Raw genomic sequence first — 16,404 nt, 5'->3', positions numbered from 1 at the left:
GCGAACTGCTCGCCCTTTAAGCGCTTAGATCTTCGTAGCAAATCTTATTTTTGCCTGTACTCTTGGCTTGATATAACTTTTCATCCGCCGCTTTAAATAACTCATCAAAGCTTTCCACTCGGTTCTCTTTACTGAACACCACACCGCCAGAGATCGTAAAGCCTTCTTTAGTCACGCGTGTCGAGCGTTCGTCTATGGCTTTTTTTACCCGCTCTAAAATTAGCTTAATGCCTTCCGAGTCTTCGTCGTAAATCGCCAACACAAACTCTTCGCCACCAAATCTTGAGGCGACATCTGTGTGGCGAATATTTTCACGTATACATTTTGCAACTAGCTGAATCGCAGAATCGCCGACATCATGACCATAGGTATCATTGATCTTCTTGAAGTTATCAATATCGAACACTGCTAATGCAACCTGTTTTTTCGTCATCTTATTGCGCCACACGGTTTGCATTCCTCGACGGTTCAACAAGCTCGTCATCGGATCTCTGGCGGCGAGATCTTTAAAATAACGTCGCTCACTATGCATATTCACATAGAACAATACGACTGTGCTCAAAACGTAAATAGAGATCGCAACAATAAGGCTGTATTTTTCGAACACCGCTAGGTTCTTAGCTTCATCCCAAAGGTTGTACTCGTAATACATGCTGTGATTCGCACTCAATCGCTCTAACTCGACTGGTTTGATTCGTGTACTGTTTGAAGGAATGGATTGTAAATTGGAAACCAAATGAAACTTACCAACAAGACCTAGCGACGAAGCCATCAACGCATTGACATCAAAATCAATGGACAGCACACCTTGATGCCTCCCTTTTTCGTAAACAGGCACCGTCATACTAATGATTTGACCTTCCATCGAATCCAACATCGGCCCAGGTCCGGCCAATGTGATGTTCACTTTATCTTGTGCGGTTTTTTGCCAAAATGGGCGCGCTTTTAGCGTTGACCAAAGCTCTCTAGTGAAGTTTTTCGCGTACGTGTCAGGAGACGAAATGACGTAACCACGCTTATCGATGTAATGAATACCAACGATATGGGATTCAATATCGTGCAGAAAAGACAATGACGGTGCAAAACCCGCCTTTTGTTCAGCTAATCGGTTAATCGTTGAACCTTGCTGACATAAGCTTTCATCGCCCACAATCATGTAATCAAGATCAACCGCAGGTAACCCCTCACTGTAGACACTCTCTAGCAACAAGACGTCTATCGGCCAAATATAACAAAGCCCCTTTTTGACTAAAGAATTGTGCTCTTCAGACAATGGGTTAGCGTAATTCGTATAGTTAGTAAAACTATAATCTAAGGCGGTGAGGACTTTAATACCACGGGACATGGCACGATCAATACGTGCATACTCAGAATCAATATAGCGATTGACCGCATCGTAGTAGTTTTTTGTCGTAACAAGCAAAACCACTACAAATAATGCGAGGGGAAAAAAGATGACAAATGAGAGACTAAATCGCCTTTGGTTAACCATTGAGTACCATGTATGTGAAAGGTAGATCGTCTCTTATCAAACAATGGGATTACGCTGTCTTATCAACTGGCAATGCGTAGCGCGCATCGCCAGATAATCAGATAACCAACAAATGTGTACGCATTGTAGGAGACTGTTTATATATTAAAGAAGTTTAATCAATATAGAATGTAGTGTCACTTCAGTTGCCACAATTTGAAGCTCTGTGCAGGTATATTGACAGAAAGATGACCCTTATAATCAATAAGTTCGTGTCCATCCAGAAGTGACGAAAGATGGGTAGCCTCCAAACCAAGTTGCCACAGAGGCAAGTCAATTGAACACTCATCGCCACTTAGATTCATCACAACAACGATCGCTTCACTTCCAAGTACGCGCGCATAAGCCAGCACATTGGTATCGCAATGCAGCCATTGAATACTACCAGACTGTAAAGACTTGTACTGTTTGCGTATCGAAATCCATTGCTTGTAAATCGACAGCCATGCTGAGTTTTCGATTTCATTCCAAGGGAAACAGCGACGATTATCCGGGTCCAGCCCTCCCTCTAGTCCGACTTCACTCCCATAGTAAATACAAGGTGTACCGACGTATGTCATGAGCAGAGCAAGTGCGATGTTCATTTTACGCTTATCACCATCAACCAGTGTGATAAAACGAGCAGTATCATGACTATCGAGTTGATTTAGCTGCGATAGCTGATTCGAAAATGGAATTTTTGCTCTGGCTTCGTCCAACCATGCTTTAAACTCCAAACCATCAATGTTGATTGGTTCATACATAATATCTTGCTGCGCGATAAAAGCTCGAACTGGATGAGCAAAACCGTAGTAGTTCATCGCCCCATCTTCTTGGTCACCTTGCAGCCACTGTGTTGCTTCAAAAAAGTGCTCACCTAGCACATAGGCATTCGGATTGACTGACTTCGTCGCATGGCGAAACGCTTCAACATAATGAGCATTGTTTTTCGCTCCCTCTCCTTCGCCAAGCATATGAATAACATCAAATCGCCAACCATCGACTGAGTATGGTGGCTTAAGCCAGTGCTTAATGACAGATGCTTCGCTTTGATAGATATAGTCACGCACTTGTTCATTTTCGAAGTTCAGAACCGGTAAGTTACCAATGCCCTTCCAACCAATATAGTGATTGGTTTCGCCTTCAAAAAAGTAGTAATCGCGGAACTTTGACTGCGGATTGCCATACGCCCCTTCTCCTTTTTGTTGGATATCAAACCAAGGATGATGCACTGACGTGTGGTTAAACACCGCGTCTAAGACAATCTTCATATTCTTACCACGGATTTTCTCACACAGTTCAGCAAACTGATCATTGGTGCCGAACATAAGGTCAACAGTGAAATAATCGGTGGTGTCGTATTTATGATTACTTGGTGAAGAAAAGATCGGATTAAAATAAAGCGCAGTAACGCCGAGCTGTTCAAGATAGTCCAACTTTTGTTCCACACCTTTGAGGTCGCCGCCAAAGAATTCACGTGCCCCGGTATTTTGGTGAGAGCCTACCGATTCTCCCCACGATTTAATGATCGCTTCTGAATCATGCTGAGCATAAGCTTTACGAATGTCAGATTCACTTTTACTAGCAGAAAAACGGTCAGGAAAGATTTGATAGAACACTTGCTCCTGGACCCAGCTTGGTGGTTGATGGTTTACATTCAACTTAAAGTGGAACTCTTTGGGTGGAATACGCTTTTGTACGCCTCGTGCATCGAGCCAGTATTGTTGTCCATCTTTGAGAAGCTTAAACACATAATGTGTGACATCTCGATCTCGATTTGGGCGGAACGATGCTTCCCATAGTAACAATTCCCCAGCAGTTCCTACTTGAGTCATGTCGACCAGACATTCTTCATTGTCCGGCTCAAGACGCACATATACGGAATCAAAATCCAATGTCTCGGTTTTCAGTCTGACTGTGACTTGCTCTTGATTAAAAGCTAAACCATCAATAGTTTGACTATGAAAAATAAATGGCAGGTTCATTATGGGCACTCCTCGTCATCGGATATGCCACTATGTTATTGAAGAATTAGAGACAAGAAATCCTCCTTGCGAGTTGGCATATAAGCCAATTTTCCCAAGGAGGATCACACTTAGTAGGCGTAGTGACTTGTCGGATACCGCTTAGTTCAACAAGAGACTGTCATCTGCCAGCTCTTCACCACGCACTTTGGAGAACATATCCAACAAGTCTGGTACTTGCATGTTAGCGCGCTGCTCTCCAGCCACATCAAGCACAATTTCACCTTGGTGAAGCATTACGGTCCTATCGCCACATGCTAATGCGTCTTTCATCGAATGCGTCACCATCATCACGGTTAAATCGAACTCATCGACAATACGTTTAGTTAAGTCGATAACAAACGCCGCCATACGAGGATCAAGCGCAGCCGTGTGTTCATCAAGCAGTAACAACTTACTCTCCGATAACGTCGCCATCACAAGGCTAACGGCTTGTCGTTGTCCACCGGACAGCAACCCAATGCTATCGCCCAAGCGGTCTTCTAAACCAAGCCCTAGGATGCTAATTCGCTCTTGGAACAGCTTGCGACGTTTAGTAGAGAGCGCCAACCCCCAGCTGCGTTTTTTACCACGCATGTACGCTAAAGCCATGTTCTCTTCTATCGTTAGCTCTCCACAAGTTCCGGCCAATGGATCTTGAAACACTCGTGCGCATTGCGTCGCACGCTGGGCAACCGTCTGCTTGGTGACGTCTTTGCCATCAATGATCACCTGACCACCTATCATCGGTGTCTCACCTGTCACCGCACCAAGCAACGTCGATTTTCCTGCGCCATTAGAACCAATCACGGTAAGAAATTGATGCTCTGGAACCTCTAAAGAGACGCCTTTCAATGCACGATTTTCTAAAATTGTCCCTGGGTTGAACGTGACCTGAATGTTATTAAGTTCAATCATAACGCCTCCCCCGAACCATTTTTTGATGCCGCTTGTTTAGCATCGGTAACGCGTTGTTTCGCTCTCATGCTCTGTTTTAATTTTGGAGCAATAAGCGCGACAGCCACCAATACTGCGGTGACAAGGTTGAGGTCTGATGCTTGCAAACCAAACATGCCAGAGCTCAAAGCGAAAGCTACAGCAAGACGATAAAGCACCGAACCGATGATGACAGCAAATACCGCAACCCAAATTTTTCGCCCGGGAATAAGGGTCTGGCCCAAAATCACAGCAGCCAAACCAACCACAATGGTGCCCACACCAGAGGTCACATCCGCAAAGCTGTTCGTTTGTGCAAACAACGCGCCTGCGAATCCGACAAACCCGTTGGATAAAGCCAAGCCAAAGTAGGTATAAAAGCCAGTGCTCGCCCCTTGCGCAGAAACCATACGCGCATTCACGCCCGTGGCTCGTAAACCAAGACCAAAGTCGCTGTTCAGCAGGCGAATGACAAAGAAAGCGGACAAAAGAACTAAGACCCCAACAACCAGAGGACGAATGAACATCGGATCGCCCAAGGCTTCAAACGGCGTGAGAATCGTATCCTCTCCAAGCAACGCCATATTAGGTTTGCCCATAATACGAATATTGATTGAAAATGCCGCGATCATGGTAAGAATGGAAGCTAACAGGTGCAAAATACCACATCGAACAGCCAGAAAAGCGGTTACCCAACCCGTCATACTACCGGCTATCATCGCCATTATTGTCGCAAGCCAAGGATTAATACCTGCGACAATCGCCGTTGCAGCCACCGCCGCGCCCATTGGAAAGCTGCCATCCACACTCAAATCGGGGAAATCGAGAACACGAAACGTAAGATACACACCCAAGGCAACTAGGCCATAAATCAAGCCAATTTCGAGTGCGCCAAAAAAAGCAAATGCAGACATAACTGCTCCTTTCTGCATGTTCAGGCTGGCTAATACCAACCTGGAACTTAAGACTTCTAACGTATACTCCCATTCTTCTCTAGCAGAATGCTCTACACGAGAAGTCCGGCGAGTATCAATTTTGGGGCAAGCCTCTATCAACAGACGTTACGATCTTAACCCCAAAAGAGCGTTACTTATTGCATGCTTGTCGCACGTTCAACCACAGAACTTGGCAGCTTGATACCGAGCTTAGATGCTGCGCTTTCATTAATTACGAGGTCAGAGCCCGTCGCGACTTTTACATCCAACTTGCCTGGTTCTTGACCATCAAGAATCGCCGCCACGTAATCCGCGGTTTGTACACCAACCTGGTAGTAGTCAAAACCTAGACCGGCGATCGCACCTTTTTCGACATATGACGTCGCACCACCAAATACAGGTTTTTTCGCTTGATTCGCTGCCACAATCATCCCTTCAATCGCACTTGCAACTGTATTGTCTGTTGGGGCGTAAAGAATGTCTGATTTCGCTGCAATCGCTTGAGTCGCAGACTGAACATCAGCACTTTTTAGTGCGGTCGCTTCAACCACTTGTATGCCTTTTGCTTCTGCGCTTTCTTTTAGCAGTTCAACCAAAGTCACGGCATTAGCTTCACCGGGATTAAATACAACCCCGATGCTTTTCACCTGAGGGAGAATTTCTTGGATGAGGTCGACATGCTGAGCAACGGGTGAAAGATCAGACAGGCCAGTTACGTTTTTGCCTGGTTGTTCCATCGACTTAACCAATTTCGCACCGACCGGATCTGTTACCGCAGTAAAGACAACAGGAATAGAGCGCGTTGCCGATACCAAGGCTTGTGCCGAAGGCGTCGCGATACCCACTAACACATCAGGATTTTCGCCGACATACTGACGGGCAATTTGCACTGCAATCGCAGGGTTACCCTGTGCGGTCTTATAATCAAATTCTAGATTTTTGCCTTCTTCGTAGCCTTTCGCTTTTAAACCATCAAGCAATCCTTGACGCGTCGCGTCTAACGCGGGGTGTTCGACAATTTGTGAAACTGCAACGGTTGCAGTGGCGGCCAGTACATTGGCAGAAGAGAAAATAGCAGTAGCAGATAGAACGGCAGTGGCTAATAAACGTTTCGTTTTCATCATAACTCCTTGATGTGACTTCGTCCTTGTTTCGCGAGCATTCAACATGAATATCGACTCGTGAATTCAAATGTTTGAAGGGGGTAATGTTGTGTTCGTATAACTGTGCACTTCTTGCGCATCTTGTTTTTATTATTACTACTAAGTCTTAGTAAAGAAAAGAAAGATTTAACACTAAAGCAACATTTGTGATCGGGGGGCTTCTTCATCCGGAAAGAATCTTTGGTAAACAAAGCTTCACTCGCTTCATCAACGACCGTCAAAGTAGGTAATAGAGGCAGGATCAAAAATGGAGCGGCTAGTGCACACTCCATTTCAAACAATTTAAATTAGAACCAACGCTCTAGTGACGATTTATCGAGCTGGCGAAACGCTCGGTTCAGTATTATCGCAAGCTCTTTATAACGAGGGCGAGCTTTAACAGGCTCTAGTGCAAAACCTGTTTCCACAATTTTTTGATGCAGCTCCCGATACCAAGATGCCAGAGAAGGCGGCAGTTTCGTGTTGGATCGAGCACCAAGCCACCAAATCCCTTGGAGTGGCAAGCTAATCGCAAACAAGGCGACAACAATAGACTGAGGTAACGCGTGGTAATTGTTGAATGCCATTTGAGTGAGTACGCTGATCGCAGCGACGGCTGGCATGACTTTAATGCCAAAGCGAGTCGCCTTAATGATACGCTGTTCCGGAAATATGGCGCTTAGCTCTTTACGAACCGGCCAGATCTCCATGTAATTCTGGCCATCTTTCAGGCTATGGATCAATCCGACTTTATTACTCATACCGCTCTCTCACTAAAAAATAGTTGAACATTTCAACTGAAGGTACAAAAAATTGATGAAAGTTAATATTCTTTCAAATTTTTTTTGTTATCATTGCTTATTATCGCTATCCTTTGCAGACCCTCAATCTCATTGTTGCTGTTATTTACAATTTAAGCAACTCCGAGATATCTATCTGCACGGATCGCATCATAGTGATGGATGGGTTCATCACTATTTCTTTATATGGAATTAGAACAATTTTTGACCAGGATTAGTACGCAGCCTTCTGGGTATCGGCTATTCTTGTGATTAATTTTTCATTCTTTAACTGATTTTTTATCAGACGAATAACAGGTAGTCATACATGTCTAAGCTAGTTTTAGTTTTAAACTGCGGTAGTTCTTCTCTTAAATTTGCCGTTGTTGATGCCGAGAACGGCGACGAGCACTTATCAGGTCTTGCTGAGTGTCTTCACCTTCCTGAAGCTCGCATCAAGTGGAAACTTGATGGCAAGCACGAAGCTCAACTAGGCAATGGTGCAGCTCACGAAGAAGCACTAGCGTTTATGGTAGAAACTATTCTTGCTTCTAAGCCAGAGCTTAAAGCTAACCTAGGCGCAATCGGTCACCGTATCGTTCACGGCGGCGAGCAGTTCACTCAATCTGCACTAATCACTGATGAAGTTCTAAAAGGTATTCAAGACGCTGCAACATTTGCACCTCTTCATAACCCTGCTCACATCATCGGTATCGAAGCGGCTAAGAAAAACTTCCCAGAGCTGAAAAACGTTGCTGTATTTGACACTGCGTTCCACCAAACTATGCCTGAAGAGTCTTACCTATACGCTCTTCCATACAATCTATACAAAGAACACGGTATCCGTCGTTACGGTATGCACGGTACTTCTCACTTGTTCATCACTCGTGAAGTTGCTGGCCTACTAAACAAACCAGTTGAAGAAGTAAACATCATCAACTGTCACCTAGGTAACGGCGCGTCTGTATGTGCAATCAAGAACGGTCAATCTGTAGACACTTCTATGGGTCTTACTCCACTTGAAGGTCTAGTAATGGGTACTCGCTGTGGCGACATCGACCCTGCGATCATCTTCCACCTGCACGACGCTCTAGGTTACTCTGTTGATCAAATCAACACGATGCTAACTAAAGAGTCTGGTCTTCAAGGTCTAACTGAAGTGACTTCTGATTGTCGTTTCGTTGAAGACAACTACGGTGAGAAAGAAGAAGCAACACGCGCAATGGACGTGTTCTGCCACCGTCTAGCTAAGTACGTAGCTGGCTACACTGCTTCAATGGACGGCCGTCTAGACGCAATCACTTTCACTGGCGGTATCGGCGAGAACTCTGGCCCTATCCGTGAAATGGTTCTAAACCGTCTTGGCATCTTCGGTATCGAAGTAGATAGCGAAGCTAACCTTAAAGCTCGCTTCGGCGGCGAAGGCGTTATCACGACTGAAAACAGCCGTATCCCTGCAATGGTTATCTCTACTAACGAAGAGCTAGTCATCGCTGAAGACACTGCACGCCTGACAGGTCTTTAATTGAATTACTGGCTAGCCACTCGGCTAGCCAGATTTTCATTCAAACGAATTTCTTAGAGGCTCAACTCCTATTCTTCGAGCTTCATGGAATAAGAGTTGAGCTTTTATCCCCCAAATAGCTAAAGGTACTCTACGAATGTCTCGTACTATTATGCTTATCCCTACTAGCGCAGGCGTTGGCCTAACAAGCGTTAGCATGGGTGTTCTTCGCGCTATGGAGCGTAAAGGCGTTAAAGTTTCTTTCTACAAGCCAATCTGTCAGCCACGTTCAGGTGGTGATCAACCAGATCTGACTTCAACTATCGTTGGCCACAACAGCGATATGAAGATCGGTGAACCAATGGCAATGTCTGTTGCTGAAAGCCTAATCGGTAACGACAACATGGACGAGCTGCTAGAAACCGTTGTTGAACGTTACAACCAAATCAACAAAGACGCAGACGTTACGCTAATCGAAGGTCTTGTACCTACTCGTAAGCACCCATTTGCAAACCAAGTAAACGCGGAAATCGCGGCAACACTTGGTGCAGAAATCGTGCTAGTTGCGACTCCAGGTACTGATAACCCAGCGCAACTGAAAGAGCGTATCGAAGTAGCATGTTCTAACTTCGGCGGCACTAAGAACAAAAACATCTCTGGCGTTATCATCAACAAGTTAAACGCTCCTGTTGACGAAGCTGGCCGTACTCGCCCTGACCTATCTGAAATCTTTGACGATGCAGATAGCGCAAAACAAAACGAATTGAAAGTGATGGAAATCTTCAACACTTCTCCAATTCGTGTACTAGGTTGCGTGCCATGGAGCATTGATCTGATTGCGACTCGTGCAATCGACATGGCTAAGCACCTGAAAGCAGATATCATCAACGAAGGTGACATCAACACTCGTCGCATCAAGAGCATCACTTTCTGTGCACGTTCTCTGCCAAACATGATTGAGCATTTCAAACCTGGCTCTCTACTTGTTACTTCTGCAGACCGTCCTGATGTTATCGTTGCTGCTTCTCTTGCTGCAATGAACGGTGTGGATATTGGTGCTGTACTGCTAACTGGCGGTTACGACATCCCTCGCGAAATCGAAGGTCTATGTAAGCCAGCGTTCGACACTGGTCTGCCTATCTTCAAAGCACAAGGTAACACTTGGCAGACATCTCTAAACCTACAGAGCTTCAGCATCGAAGTACCTGCAGACGATAAAGAGCGTATCGAGTTCATCAACGAGCACGTTGCTGGTCACATCGACGGTAACTGGATCGAGTCAATGACTGAAGGCACTCAGAAGTCTCGCCGTCTAAGCCCACCAGCGTTCCGTTACCAGCTAACTGAACTTGCTCGTAAAGCAGGCAAGCGTATCGTTCTTCCAGAAGGTGACGAACCACGTACTGTTAAAGCGGCAGCAATCTGTGCTGAACGCGGCATTGCAGACTGTGTGCTTCTAGGTAACCCAGAGGAAATCCGTCGCGTAGCAGCTCAACAAGGCGTTGAGCTAGGTACTGGCGTAACCATCATCGATGCCGATGCTGTTCGTGAAAACTACGTTGCTCGTCTAGTTGAGCTGCGCGGTGCGAAAGGCATGACTGAAGTTGTGGCTCGTGAGAAGCTACAAGATTCAGTATTCCTAGGCACAATGATGCTTGAGAACGACGAAGTTGACGGACTAGTTTCTGGTGCTGTTCATACTACGGCGAACACTATCGTTCCTCCGTTCCAAATCATCAAGACTGCACCAAATGCGTCTATCGTATCTTCAGTATTCTTCATGCTTCTGCCTGATCAAGTACTGGTTTACGGTGACTGTGCGATCAACCCAGATCCAACCGCTGAACAGCTTGCTGAAATCGCTATCCAATCTGCTGACTCTGCAGCAGCATTCGGTATCGACCCTCGCGTTGCTATGATCTCTTACTCTACTGGTGAATCTGGTAAGGGTGCAGACGTTGATAAAGTACGTGAAGCAACTCGCATCGCGAAAGAGAAGCGTCCTGATCTAGTGATCGACGGTCCTCTACAGTACGACGCAGCTATCATGGAAAACGTGGCAGCGTCTAAAGCGCCTAACTCTCCAGTAGCAGGTAAAGCGACAGTATTCGTATTCCCAGACCTAAACACGGGTAACACGACTTACAAAGCGGTACAACGTTCAGCTGACCTAGTTTCTATCGGTCCAATGCTGCAAGGTATGCGCAAGCCTGTAAACGACTTGTCTCGTGGCGCGCTAGTAGACGATATCGTGTACACAATCGCTCTAACAGCAATCCAAGCAGACCAAGAAGCTAAATAATCGCTTCTGACATCTAGTTGGACAACTATCCAAAGCCCTCGATTCGTCGGGGGCTTTTTCTATTGTTGGCCACACAGCAAAGAGGCTATGAGCAATAGCACTAATACGCTCTTATGAATATAGCGCCATAAATACTCCAGCCCCAACCACAACACAACCTGTCATCACGGGTGCGATTAGGCGCCAAAGCTTCTTATCCCCTATCGCGATAACCATCCCCATTTTCACAATGGTATTAACCGAAGCGGCAATCAAAATGCCTAATGCAGCAGTGGTCACGCTTAATGTTTGCGTACTTTGACGCCCGAGGGTTAACGAGATCGCATCAACGTCAGTAATCCCTGATAAAGCAGAAAGGATCAACACACCCGCGTTGCCGAACCAGTCAGACAAAGCGTGAGCAAGCAGCATAATCACCGCCAACACGAGGCCAAAGAACAGTGCCGACTGCAAAGCAAGAGGGTTCGTTTGCTTATTTGATTGCTCAATCTGCTCAACTTCACTTCTGCGCCAAATCCACCATGCCGGAATGTACAGCGCAACCATCATCGCCATCACAATTGGCCAAAGCAGTTTCACTAATTGTGGATTGATAACAGACAGTACGATAAGTAAACGAGGGAACATGGTTCCGCAGCTCAAAAGAATACCACTAGCGAGTAACGGGCTGATGCTCGCTTGCTCACGAGAAAGATGGGAAAACTGCAATGTTAATGCTGTCGAAGAGCTAAGCCCCGCAAATACAGACGTAAACAAAATACCTCGCTTCGCCCCGCCGATCTTTATCGCAAAATAACCGACAAAAGAGATACTAGCGATCAGCACAACCATCCACCAAATCTCATACGGGTTAAGTGCATGCCAAGGGCCGTAAGATTGATTTGGTAACAGTGGTAACATGACTATCGAGATAAGTAATAAACGCAGTGCTGCGTCTAACTCATACTCTTGCAGTTTTTGTAGTGCTTGATGTAGCTCTCTTTTGTTATCGAGCACCACAGCGGTTATGACGGCCGTTGCTGCAGCTAAAACAGCCTCACCCGACACGGCAAGGTTACCCAGAACAAACACCACCATGATACTAACCACGCCAGTGATGCTCACATCTCCGCTCTTTTTCTGCTGTATAACAAAAGCGATGCAAGTGAGGATGACTAAAGCGATAAGCGCAAAACCAATGAGTAAAGGTGTATAGATGTTGGCGAGAATGCCAACTAAACCACCGAGTAAACCGACTAAAGAAAAAGTACGAATGCCTGCTACACGACTGCCTTCTACGCTATTGCGCATCACCCAGCCACGTTGGGTGCCAACAATTGCCCCTAGTAATAGAGCAATAAGCAGATTCCAAATTAGATGCTCGCCACTGACAAACTCATTGATATCCATGCATCACCCCGTTAAAAAGCGGTTGTTATATCATTAGTTTATTTGAATATGGGTAAGAAGCTGTGACGATGAGAGGATAATCAGAAAATGGCCCCGGTTCCCTGCTTACCATTGCGTCTTATAATTTCATTATTCTTTTATCTACCACCAAAACGTAATAGAACGAAGCGGCCCTCCCTGTTCAATTTATCAGCATTATTTACATTTCAACTGAACTTTCTTACTAGAACTACGTAACGAAGATGGACTGCAATTAAGCAAACTCACACATAAGTAAGGAATACATATGAACAACCCCATCAACAACTCACTGCTAAAGCTTGGTTTAGCTGCAATTCTGTTCAGTTTTTCTTCATTCAGCTTTTCTGCCCCAAGCATTAAAGGCGTTGATCAAGATATGTCCAGAGGAACGGTAACCGCAAAAATGGCTCATGCTGACGACAACGGATGGATGGTCGTCCACCGAACGGACGAATCAATGAAGCCTGGCCCTGTTATCGGCTATGCCCCACTAAAGATGGGACAGAATGAGAACGTGAATGCAATTTTGATGGAACCGGTTGAGTCTGGCGACATGCTGATGCTAATGGTCCACGGAGAAAAAGGGGGAATGAAGACTGGCGTATTTGAATATACACTCGGAGCCAAAGAAGATGGCCCTGTAAAAGTCGACGGAAAATTAGTGATGGACGTCGTACGCGCTAAGTAGACGAGCGCACACTTAAGAGTCACTCTCCTGCTCCTAGTATTTAGTTGGCATCAAAGTACTTAACGATATTGCTAACCGTTAAGTACTTTTTCATTTCTGATGGAGGTAGCAAACTAGCTAATTATTTCTCTTCCATGAGGAGAGTTTAAGTCTAAATCAGGCCCTTTGGGTACGACTTGCGTCGGGTTAATCCCAGTGTGGCTGAAATAGTAGTGACGTTTAATATGGTAGAAATCCGTGGTTTCTTCGACGCCTTCGACTTGATACAGCTCTTTTAAGTATCCTTGAATATTTTCGTAGTCTGCGATGCGCTGCTTATTACATTTGAAGTGGCCCACATACACGGCATCGAAACGGATCAGAGTCGTAAACAAACGCCAATCAGCCTCAGTAATAGTATTCCCCGCTAAATAACGATGCGTCGATAGGTGCGAATCGATTTTATCTAGCGCAGCGAATAAAGAATCGAATGCTTCTTCATATGCCTCTTGCGTGGTCGCAAAACCACAGCGATACACTCCATTGTTGACGTTTGGATAAACAAAATCGTTCCACTCGTCAATAACATGCTTTAGCTGTTCTGGATAATAGTCATCGTGGTTTCCTGTTAACGCATTGAACTCCGTGTTAAACATACGAATAATTTCTGACGACTCATTCGACACGATCGTATTGGTCTTTTTATCCCAAAGCACAGGCACAGTTACACGGCCTGTGTAATCTGGTTTGGCCTGCGTGTAGATTTGGTGCATACGAGTGTGACCAAATAGTGGCTCAGGAAGCCCCATTTGCCAGCCTTGGCTTAACATATCAGGGCAAACAACCGTGACATCAATATGTGGTTCTAAGCCTTTCAGCTTGCGGAAGATGAGCGTTCGGTGTGCCCAAGGACAAGCAAGAGAGACATACAAATGGTATCGACCAGACTCTGGTTTAAACTCCGCATCAGGTTCGTTTTTAATCCAGTTACGGAATCCGGCATCTTCACGCACAAATTTGCCACCATTTGATTTTGTGTCATACCAGACGTCATGCCAAACACCTTCGACCAACTTACCCATGATTGCGCTCCTCTCATTCTGTTTATGTCTATATTAGCGTTTCCTATCAAACAGAAAATCACTGAACTTAGGACATCATGTTCAAGAAATTCGAATGTATAAAAAAAGCGCGACCCGATGAAGGTGTCGCGCTTAAGCCCGTCACAGGCTGAATTTATACACTAACGTGCAAACAAGATACCGCGTGAACGTCGTTGCCTTGAATCGTTGGCTTCGTCTTCGCACACTCTTCGGTTGCTTGTGGGCAACGAGTGCGGAACACACAACCCGATGGTGGACTGATCGGCGAAGGAAGGTCGCCTTCCAGCATTTGGATTTTCTTACTGCGTTCAATGTTCGGGTCCGGAATCGGAACCGCTGACATCAATGCGCGTGTATATGGGTGCTTAGGATCAGCAAACAGCGCCTCCGCCTCACCGAGCTCGACAGCATTACCCAAGTACATGACCAAAACACGGTCTGAGATGTGTTTAACCACTGACAAATCATGCGCAATGAATACCAGAGAAAGGCCTAGTTCTTTTTGAATCTCTTTAAGCAGGTTAACAACCTGAGCTTGAATAGATACATCAAGCGCCGATACTGGCTCGTCACAAATGATCATCTTAGGCTTAAGGATAAGCGCACGCGCAATCCCGATACGCTGGCACTGACCACCCGAGAACTCGTGCGGATAACGGTTGATCACATTTGGTAGTAGACCCACTTTCGCCATCATCTCTTTAACGCGGTCTTTCACTTCCTGCTTAGACAGTTCTGGATAGAACGTTTCAAGAGGCTCAGCAATAATGTCGCCAACCGTCATACGTGGGTTAAGAGAAGCCAAAGGATCTTGGAAAATCATTTGGATTTCTTTACGCGTTTCACGACGTTGGACGTCTTTCATCTTAGTTAGATCTTGACCCAACCAAACTACTTCTCCATCCGTCGCTTCAACAAGACCGATGATGGCGCGCGCAAACGTCGATTTACCACAACCTGACTCACCTACTACACCAAGCGTTTCCCCTTCGTATAGTCGAACGTTCACCCCATCAACCGCTTTTAGGCTTGAAGGCTTTGACCATGGCCATGCCGATTTTGACGCAATGCTGAAGTGAACTTTCAGCTCTGAAATGTCCAGAATTAGCTTTTTATCTACTGCGTTCATTTGTTCCAAGCCTCCCATTCAGAAAAACATGCGCGCTGACGGCCATCACCAAATGGAGTCAGAATTGGCGCTTCACGCTTACAACGATCCATCACTCGGTGACAACGCTCTTGATAAGGGCAGCCCGGTGGTAGACGAAGCAAGTTTGGTGGATTACCAGGAATGGTTGGCAGAATTTCACCTTCCGTATCAAGGCGAGGAATCGCCTTCAGTAGACCCTCTGCATAAGGGTGGCTTGGATTATAGAAGATCTCGTTTACGTTGCCGTACTCCATCGTACGACCTGCATACATCACCAGCACCTTATCACACGAACCTGCAACAACACCAAGGTCGTGCGTGATCATGATGATCGCCGTGTTGAACTCATCTTTAAGCTCATTAAGCAGGTCCATTATCTGTGCTTGAACCGTCACATCAAGTGCTGTTGTTGGCTCATCGGCAATAAGCAGTTTAGGACGACATAACAACGCCATCGCGATCATTACACGCTGACGCATACCGCCTGAAAACTCATGCGGGTACATCGTGATACGCTTACGCGCTTCAGGGATTTTCACCGCTTCCAACATGCGTACTGATTCTTCAAACGCTTCTGCTTTGCCCATGCCTTTGTGCAACATTAGCACTTCCATCAACTGGTCACTGACTTTCATGTAAGGGTTCAGTGACGTCATTGGGTCTTGGAAGATCATCGCGATCTGTTCAGCGCGAACTTTGTTCAGTTCTTTTTCTGGTAAGTTTAAGATTTCTTTGCCTTCAAACTTTGCACTACCAGAAATAATACCGTTTTTAGCCAAAAGGCCCATGATTGCGAATACGGTTTGAGATTTACCTGATCCCGATTCTCCAACGATCCCTAAGGTTTCGCCTTGGTTGAGAGAGAAGTTCAAATCGTTTACTGCGGTTACGATACCATCTTGCGTGGTGAATTCGACGCGCAGATCTTTGACATCTAATAAGCTCATCATTGCTTCCTTAATC

At 45.7% G+C, this 16,404-nt stretch carries 13 protein-coding genes; 3 read left to right on the top strand and 10 right to left on the bottom strand.

What is annotated here, in order from left to right:
* Positions 1–16 precede the first annotated feature (16 nt).
* From D8S93_RS02905 to yfbV, 6 genes are all read right to left on the bottom strand, one after another.
* Entirely contained in the window at positions 17–1,492 is a 1,476-nt protein-coding gene (locus D8S93_RS02905) for a sensor domain-containing diguanylate cyclase (protein ID WP_152811883.1), read from the bottom strand.
* A 176-nt stretch (positions 1,493–1,668) separates the two neighbouring features.
* Positions 1,669–3,495 (bottom strand): maltodextrin glucosidase, encoded by a 1,827-nt coding sequence (gene malZ, locus D8S93_RS02900; protein ID WP_152811881.1) that lies wholly within the window; start codon positions 3,493–3,495, stop codon positions 1,669–1,671.
* A 141-nt stretch (positions 3,496–3,636) separates the two neighbouring features.
* A complete protein-coding gene (locus tag D8S93_RS02895; protein WP_114323289.1) occupies positions 3,637–4,431 on the bottom strand; it encodes an ABC transporter ATP-binding protein in 795 nt (264 codons plus the stop codon).
* Complete coding sequence (locus tag D8S93_RS02890; RefSeq protein WP_054574798.1) at positions 4,428–5,363, bottom strand: ABC transporter permease; 936 nt, start codon at positions 5,361–5,363, stop codon at positions 4,428–4,430. Before D8S93_RS02890 ends, D8S93_RS02895 begins: the two co-directional genes overlap by 4 nt.
* A gap of 176 nt (positions 5,364–5,539) precedes the next feature.
* Entirely contained in the window at positions 5,540–6,505 is a 966-nt protein-coding gene (locus D8S93_RS02885) for an ABC transporter substrate-binding protein (RefSeq protein ID WP_047010059.1), read from the bottom strand.
* Between the two features lie 329 nt (positions 6,506–6,834).
* Complete coding sequence (yfbV, locus tag D8S93_RS02880; protein WP_005380809.1) at positions 6,835–7,287, bottom strand: terminus macrodomain insulation protein YfbV; 453 nt, start codon at positions 7,285–7,287, stop codon at positions 6,835–6,837.
* Between the two features lie 346 nt (positions 7,288–7,633).
* On the opposite strand from yfbV, the gene D8S93_RS02875 reads away from it, so the two are divergent.
* The gene (locus D8S93_RS02875; protein ID WP_005396635.1) at positions 7,634–8,830 is read left to right on the top strand and encodes an acetate kinase; all 1,197 of its coding nucleotides are present in this window, start codon (positions 7,634–7,636) and stop codon (positions 8,828–8,830) included.
* A gap of 136 nt (positions 8,831–8,966) precedes the next feature.
* Positions 8,967–11,111 carry a phosphate acetyltransferase gene (gene pta / locus D8S93_RS02870; protein WP_152811879.1) on the top strand — a complete coding sequence of 715 codons (2,145 nt, stop codon included), beginning with the start codon at positions 8,967–8,969 and terminating at the stop codon, positions 11,109–11,111.
* Between the two features lie 111 nt (positions 11,112–11,222).
* On the opposite strand, the gene D8S93_RS02865 is transcribed toward pta, so the two are convergent.
* Positions 11,223–12,500, bottom strand: a complete 1,278-nt coding sequence (locus tag D8S93_RS02865; RefSeq protein WP_152811876.1) for an MgtC/SapB family protein — start codon at positions 12,498–12,500, stop codon at positions 11,223–11,225.
* 286 nt (positions 12,501–12,786) lie between these two features.
* Between D8S93_RS02865 and D8S93_RS02860 the strand changes: the two genes are divergently transcribed.
* Positions 12,787–13,209 carry a hypothetical protein gene (locus tag D8S93_RS02860; protein WP_152811874.1) on the top strand — a complete coding sequence of 141 codons (423 nt, stop codon included), beginning with the start codon at positions 12,787–12,789 and terminating at the stop codon, positions 13,207–13,209.
* A gap of 113 nt (positions 13,210–13,322) precedes the next feature.
* Here the strand turns inward: D8S93_RS02860 and D8S93_RS02855 are convergent, their stop codons facing one another.
* The 3 genes from D8S93_RS02855 to D8S93_RS02845 form a co-directional block, all read right to left on the bottom strand.
* Positions 13,323–14,270, bottom strand: coding sequence for a glutathione S-transferase family protein (locus D8S93_RS02855; protein WP_152811873.1), 948 nt, complete (start codon positions 14,268–14,270; stop codon positions 13,323–13,325).
* Between the two features lie 154 nt (positions 14,271–14,424).
* Entirely contained in the window at positions 14,425–15,438 is a 1,014-nt protein-coding gene (gene oppF / locus D8S93_RS02850; RefSeq protein ID WP_006742812.1) for a murein tripeptide/oligopeptide ABC transporter ATP binding protein OppF, read from the bottom strand.
* Positions 15,417–16,388, bottom strand: a complete 972-nt coding sequence (locus D8S93_RS02845; protein WP_005396641.1) for an ABC transporter ATP-binding protein — start codon at positions 16,386–16,388, stop codon at positions 15,417–15,419. Before D8S93_RS02845 ends, oppF begins: the two co-directional genes overlap by 22 nt.
* Between the last annotated feature and the right edge of the window lie 16 nt (positions 16,389–16,404).

The organism is Vibrio sp. VGrn 2, from assembly GCF_009361695.1.
Taxonomy (GTDB): Bacteria; Pseudomonadota; Gammaproteobacteria; order Enterobacterales; family Vibrionaceae; genus Vibrio; species Vibrio diabolicus.
Note: the sequence above shows the minus strand (reverse complement) of the source record. Positions and strands in the feature narration are given on the sequence as shown.

Bases quoted from the DNA above. Each gene is read 5' to 3' on its own strand.
- D8S93_RS02905 (WP_152811883.1), bottom strand. From the start codon at position 1,492: ATGGTTAACCAAAGGCGATTTAGTCTCTCATTTGTCATCTTTTTTCCC.
- malZ (WP_152811881.1), bottom strand. From the start codon at position 3,495: ATGAACCTGCCATTTATTTTTCATAGTCAAACTATTGATGGTTTAGCT.
- D8S93_RS02895 (WP_114323289.1), bottom strand. From the start codon at position 4,431: ATGATTGAACTTAATAACATTCAGGTCACGTTCAACCCAGGGACAATT.
- D8S93_RS02890 (WP_054574798.1), bottom strand. From the start codon at position 5,363: ATGTCTGCATTTGCTTTTTTTGGCGCACTCGAAATTGGCTTGATTTAT.
- D8S93_RS02885 (WP_047010059.1), bottom strand. From the start codon at position 6,505: ATGAAAACGAAACGTTTATTAGCCACTGCCGTTCTATCTGCTACTGCT.
- yfbV (WP_005380809.1), bottom strand. From the start codon at position 7,287: ATGAGTAATAAAGTCGGATTGATCCATAGCCTGAAAGATGGCCAGAAT.
- D8S93_RS02875 (WP_005396635.1), top strand. From the start codon at position 7,634: ATGTCTAAGCTAGTTTTAGTTTTAAACTGCGGTAGTTCTTCTCTTAAA.
- pta (WP_152811879.1), top strand. From the start codon at position 8,967: ATGTCTCGTACTATTATGCTTATCCCTACTAGCGCAGGCGTTGGCCTA.
- D8S93_RS02865 (WP_152811876.1), bottom strand. From the start codon at position 12,500: ATGGATATCAATGAGTTTGTCAGTGGCGAGCATCTAATTTGGAATCTG.
- D8S93_RS02860 (WP_152811874.1), top strand. From the start codon at position 12,787: ATGAACAACCCCATCAACAACTCACTGCTAAAGCTTGGTTTAGCTGCA.
- D8S93_RS02855 (WP_152811873.1), bottom strand. From the start codon at position 14,270: ATGGGTAAGTTGGTCGAAGGTGTTTGGCATGACGTCTGGTATGACACA.
- oppF (WP_006742812.1), bottom strand. From the start codon at position 15,438: ATGGGAGGCTTGGAACAAATGAACGCAGTAGATAAAAAGCTAATTCTG.
- D8S93_RS02845 (WP_005396641.1), bottom strand. From the start codon at position 16,388: ATGAGCTTATTAGATGTCAAAGATCTGCGCGTCGAATTCACCACGCAA.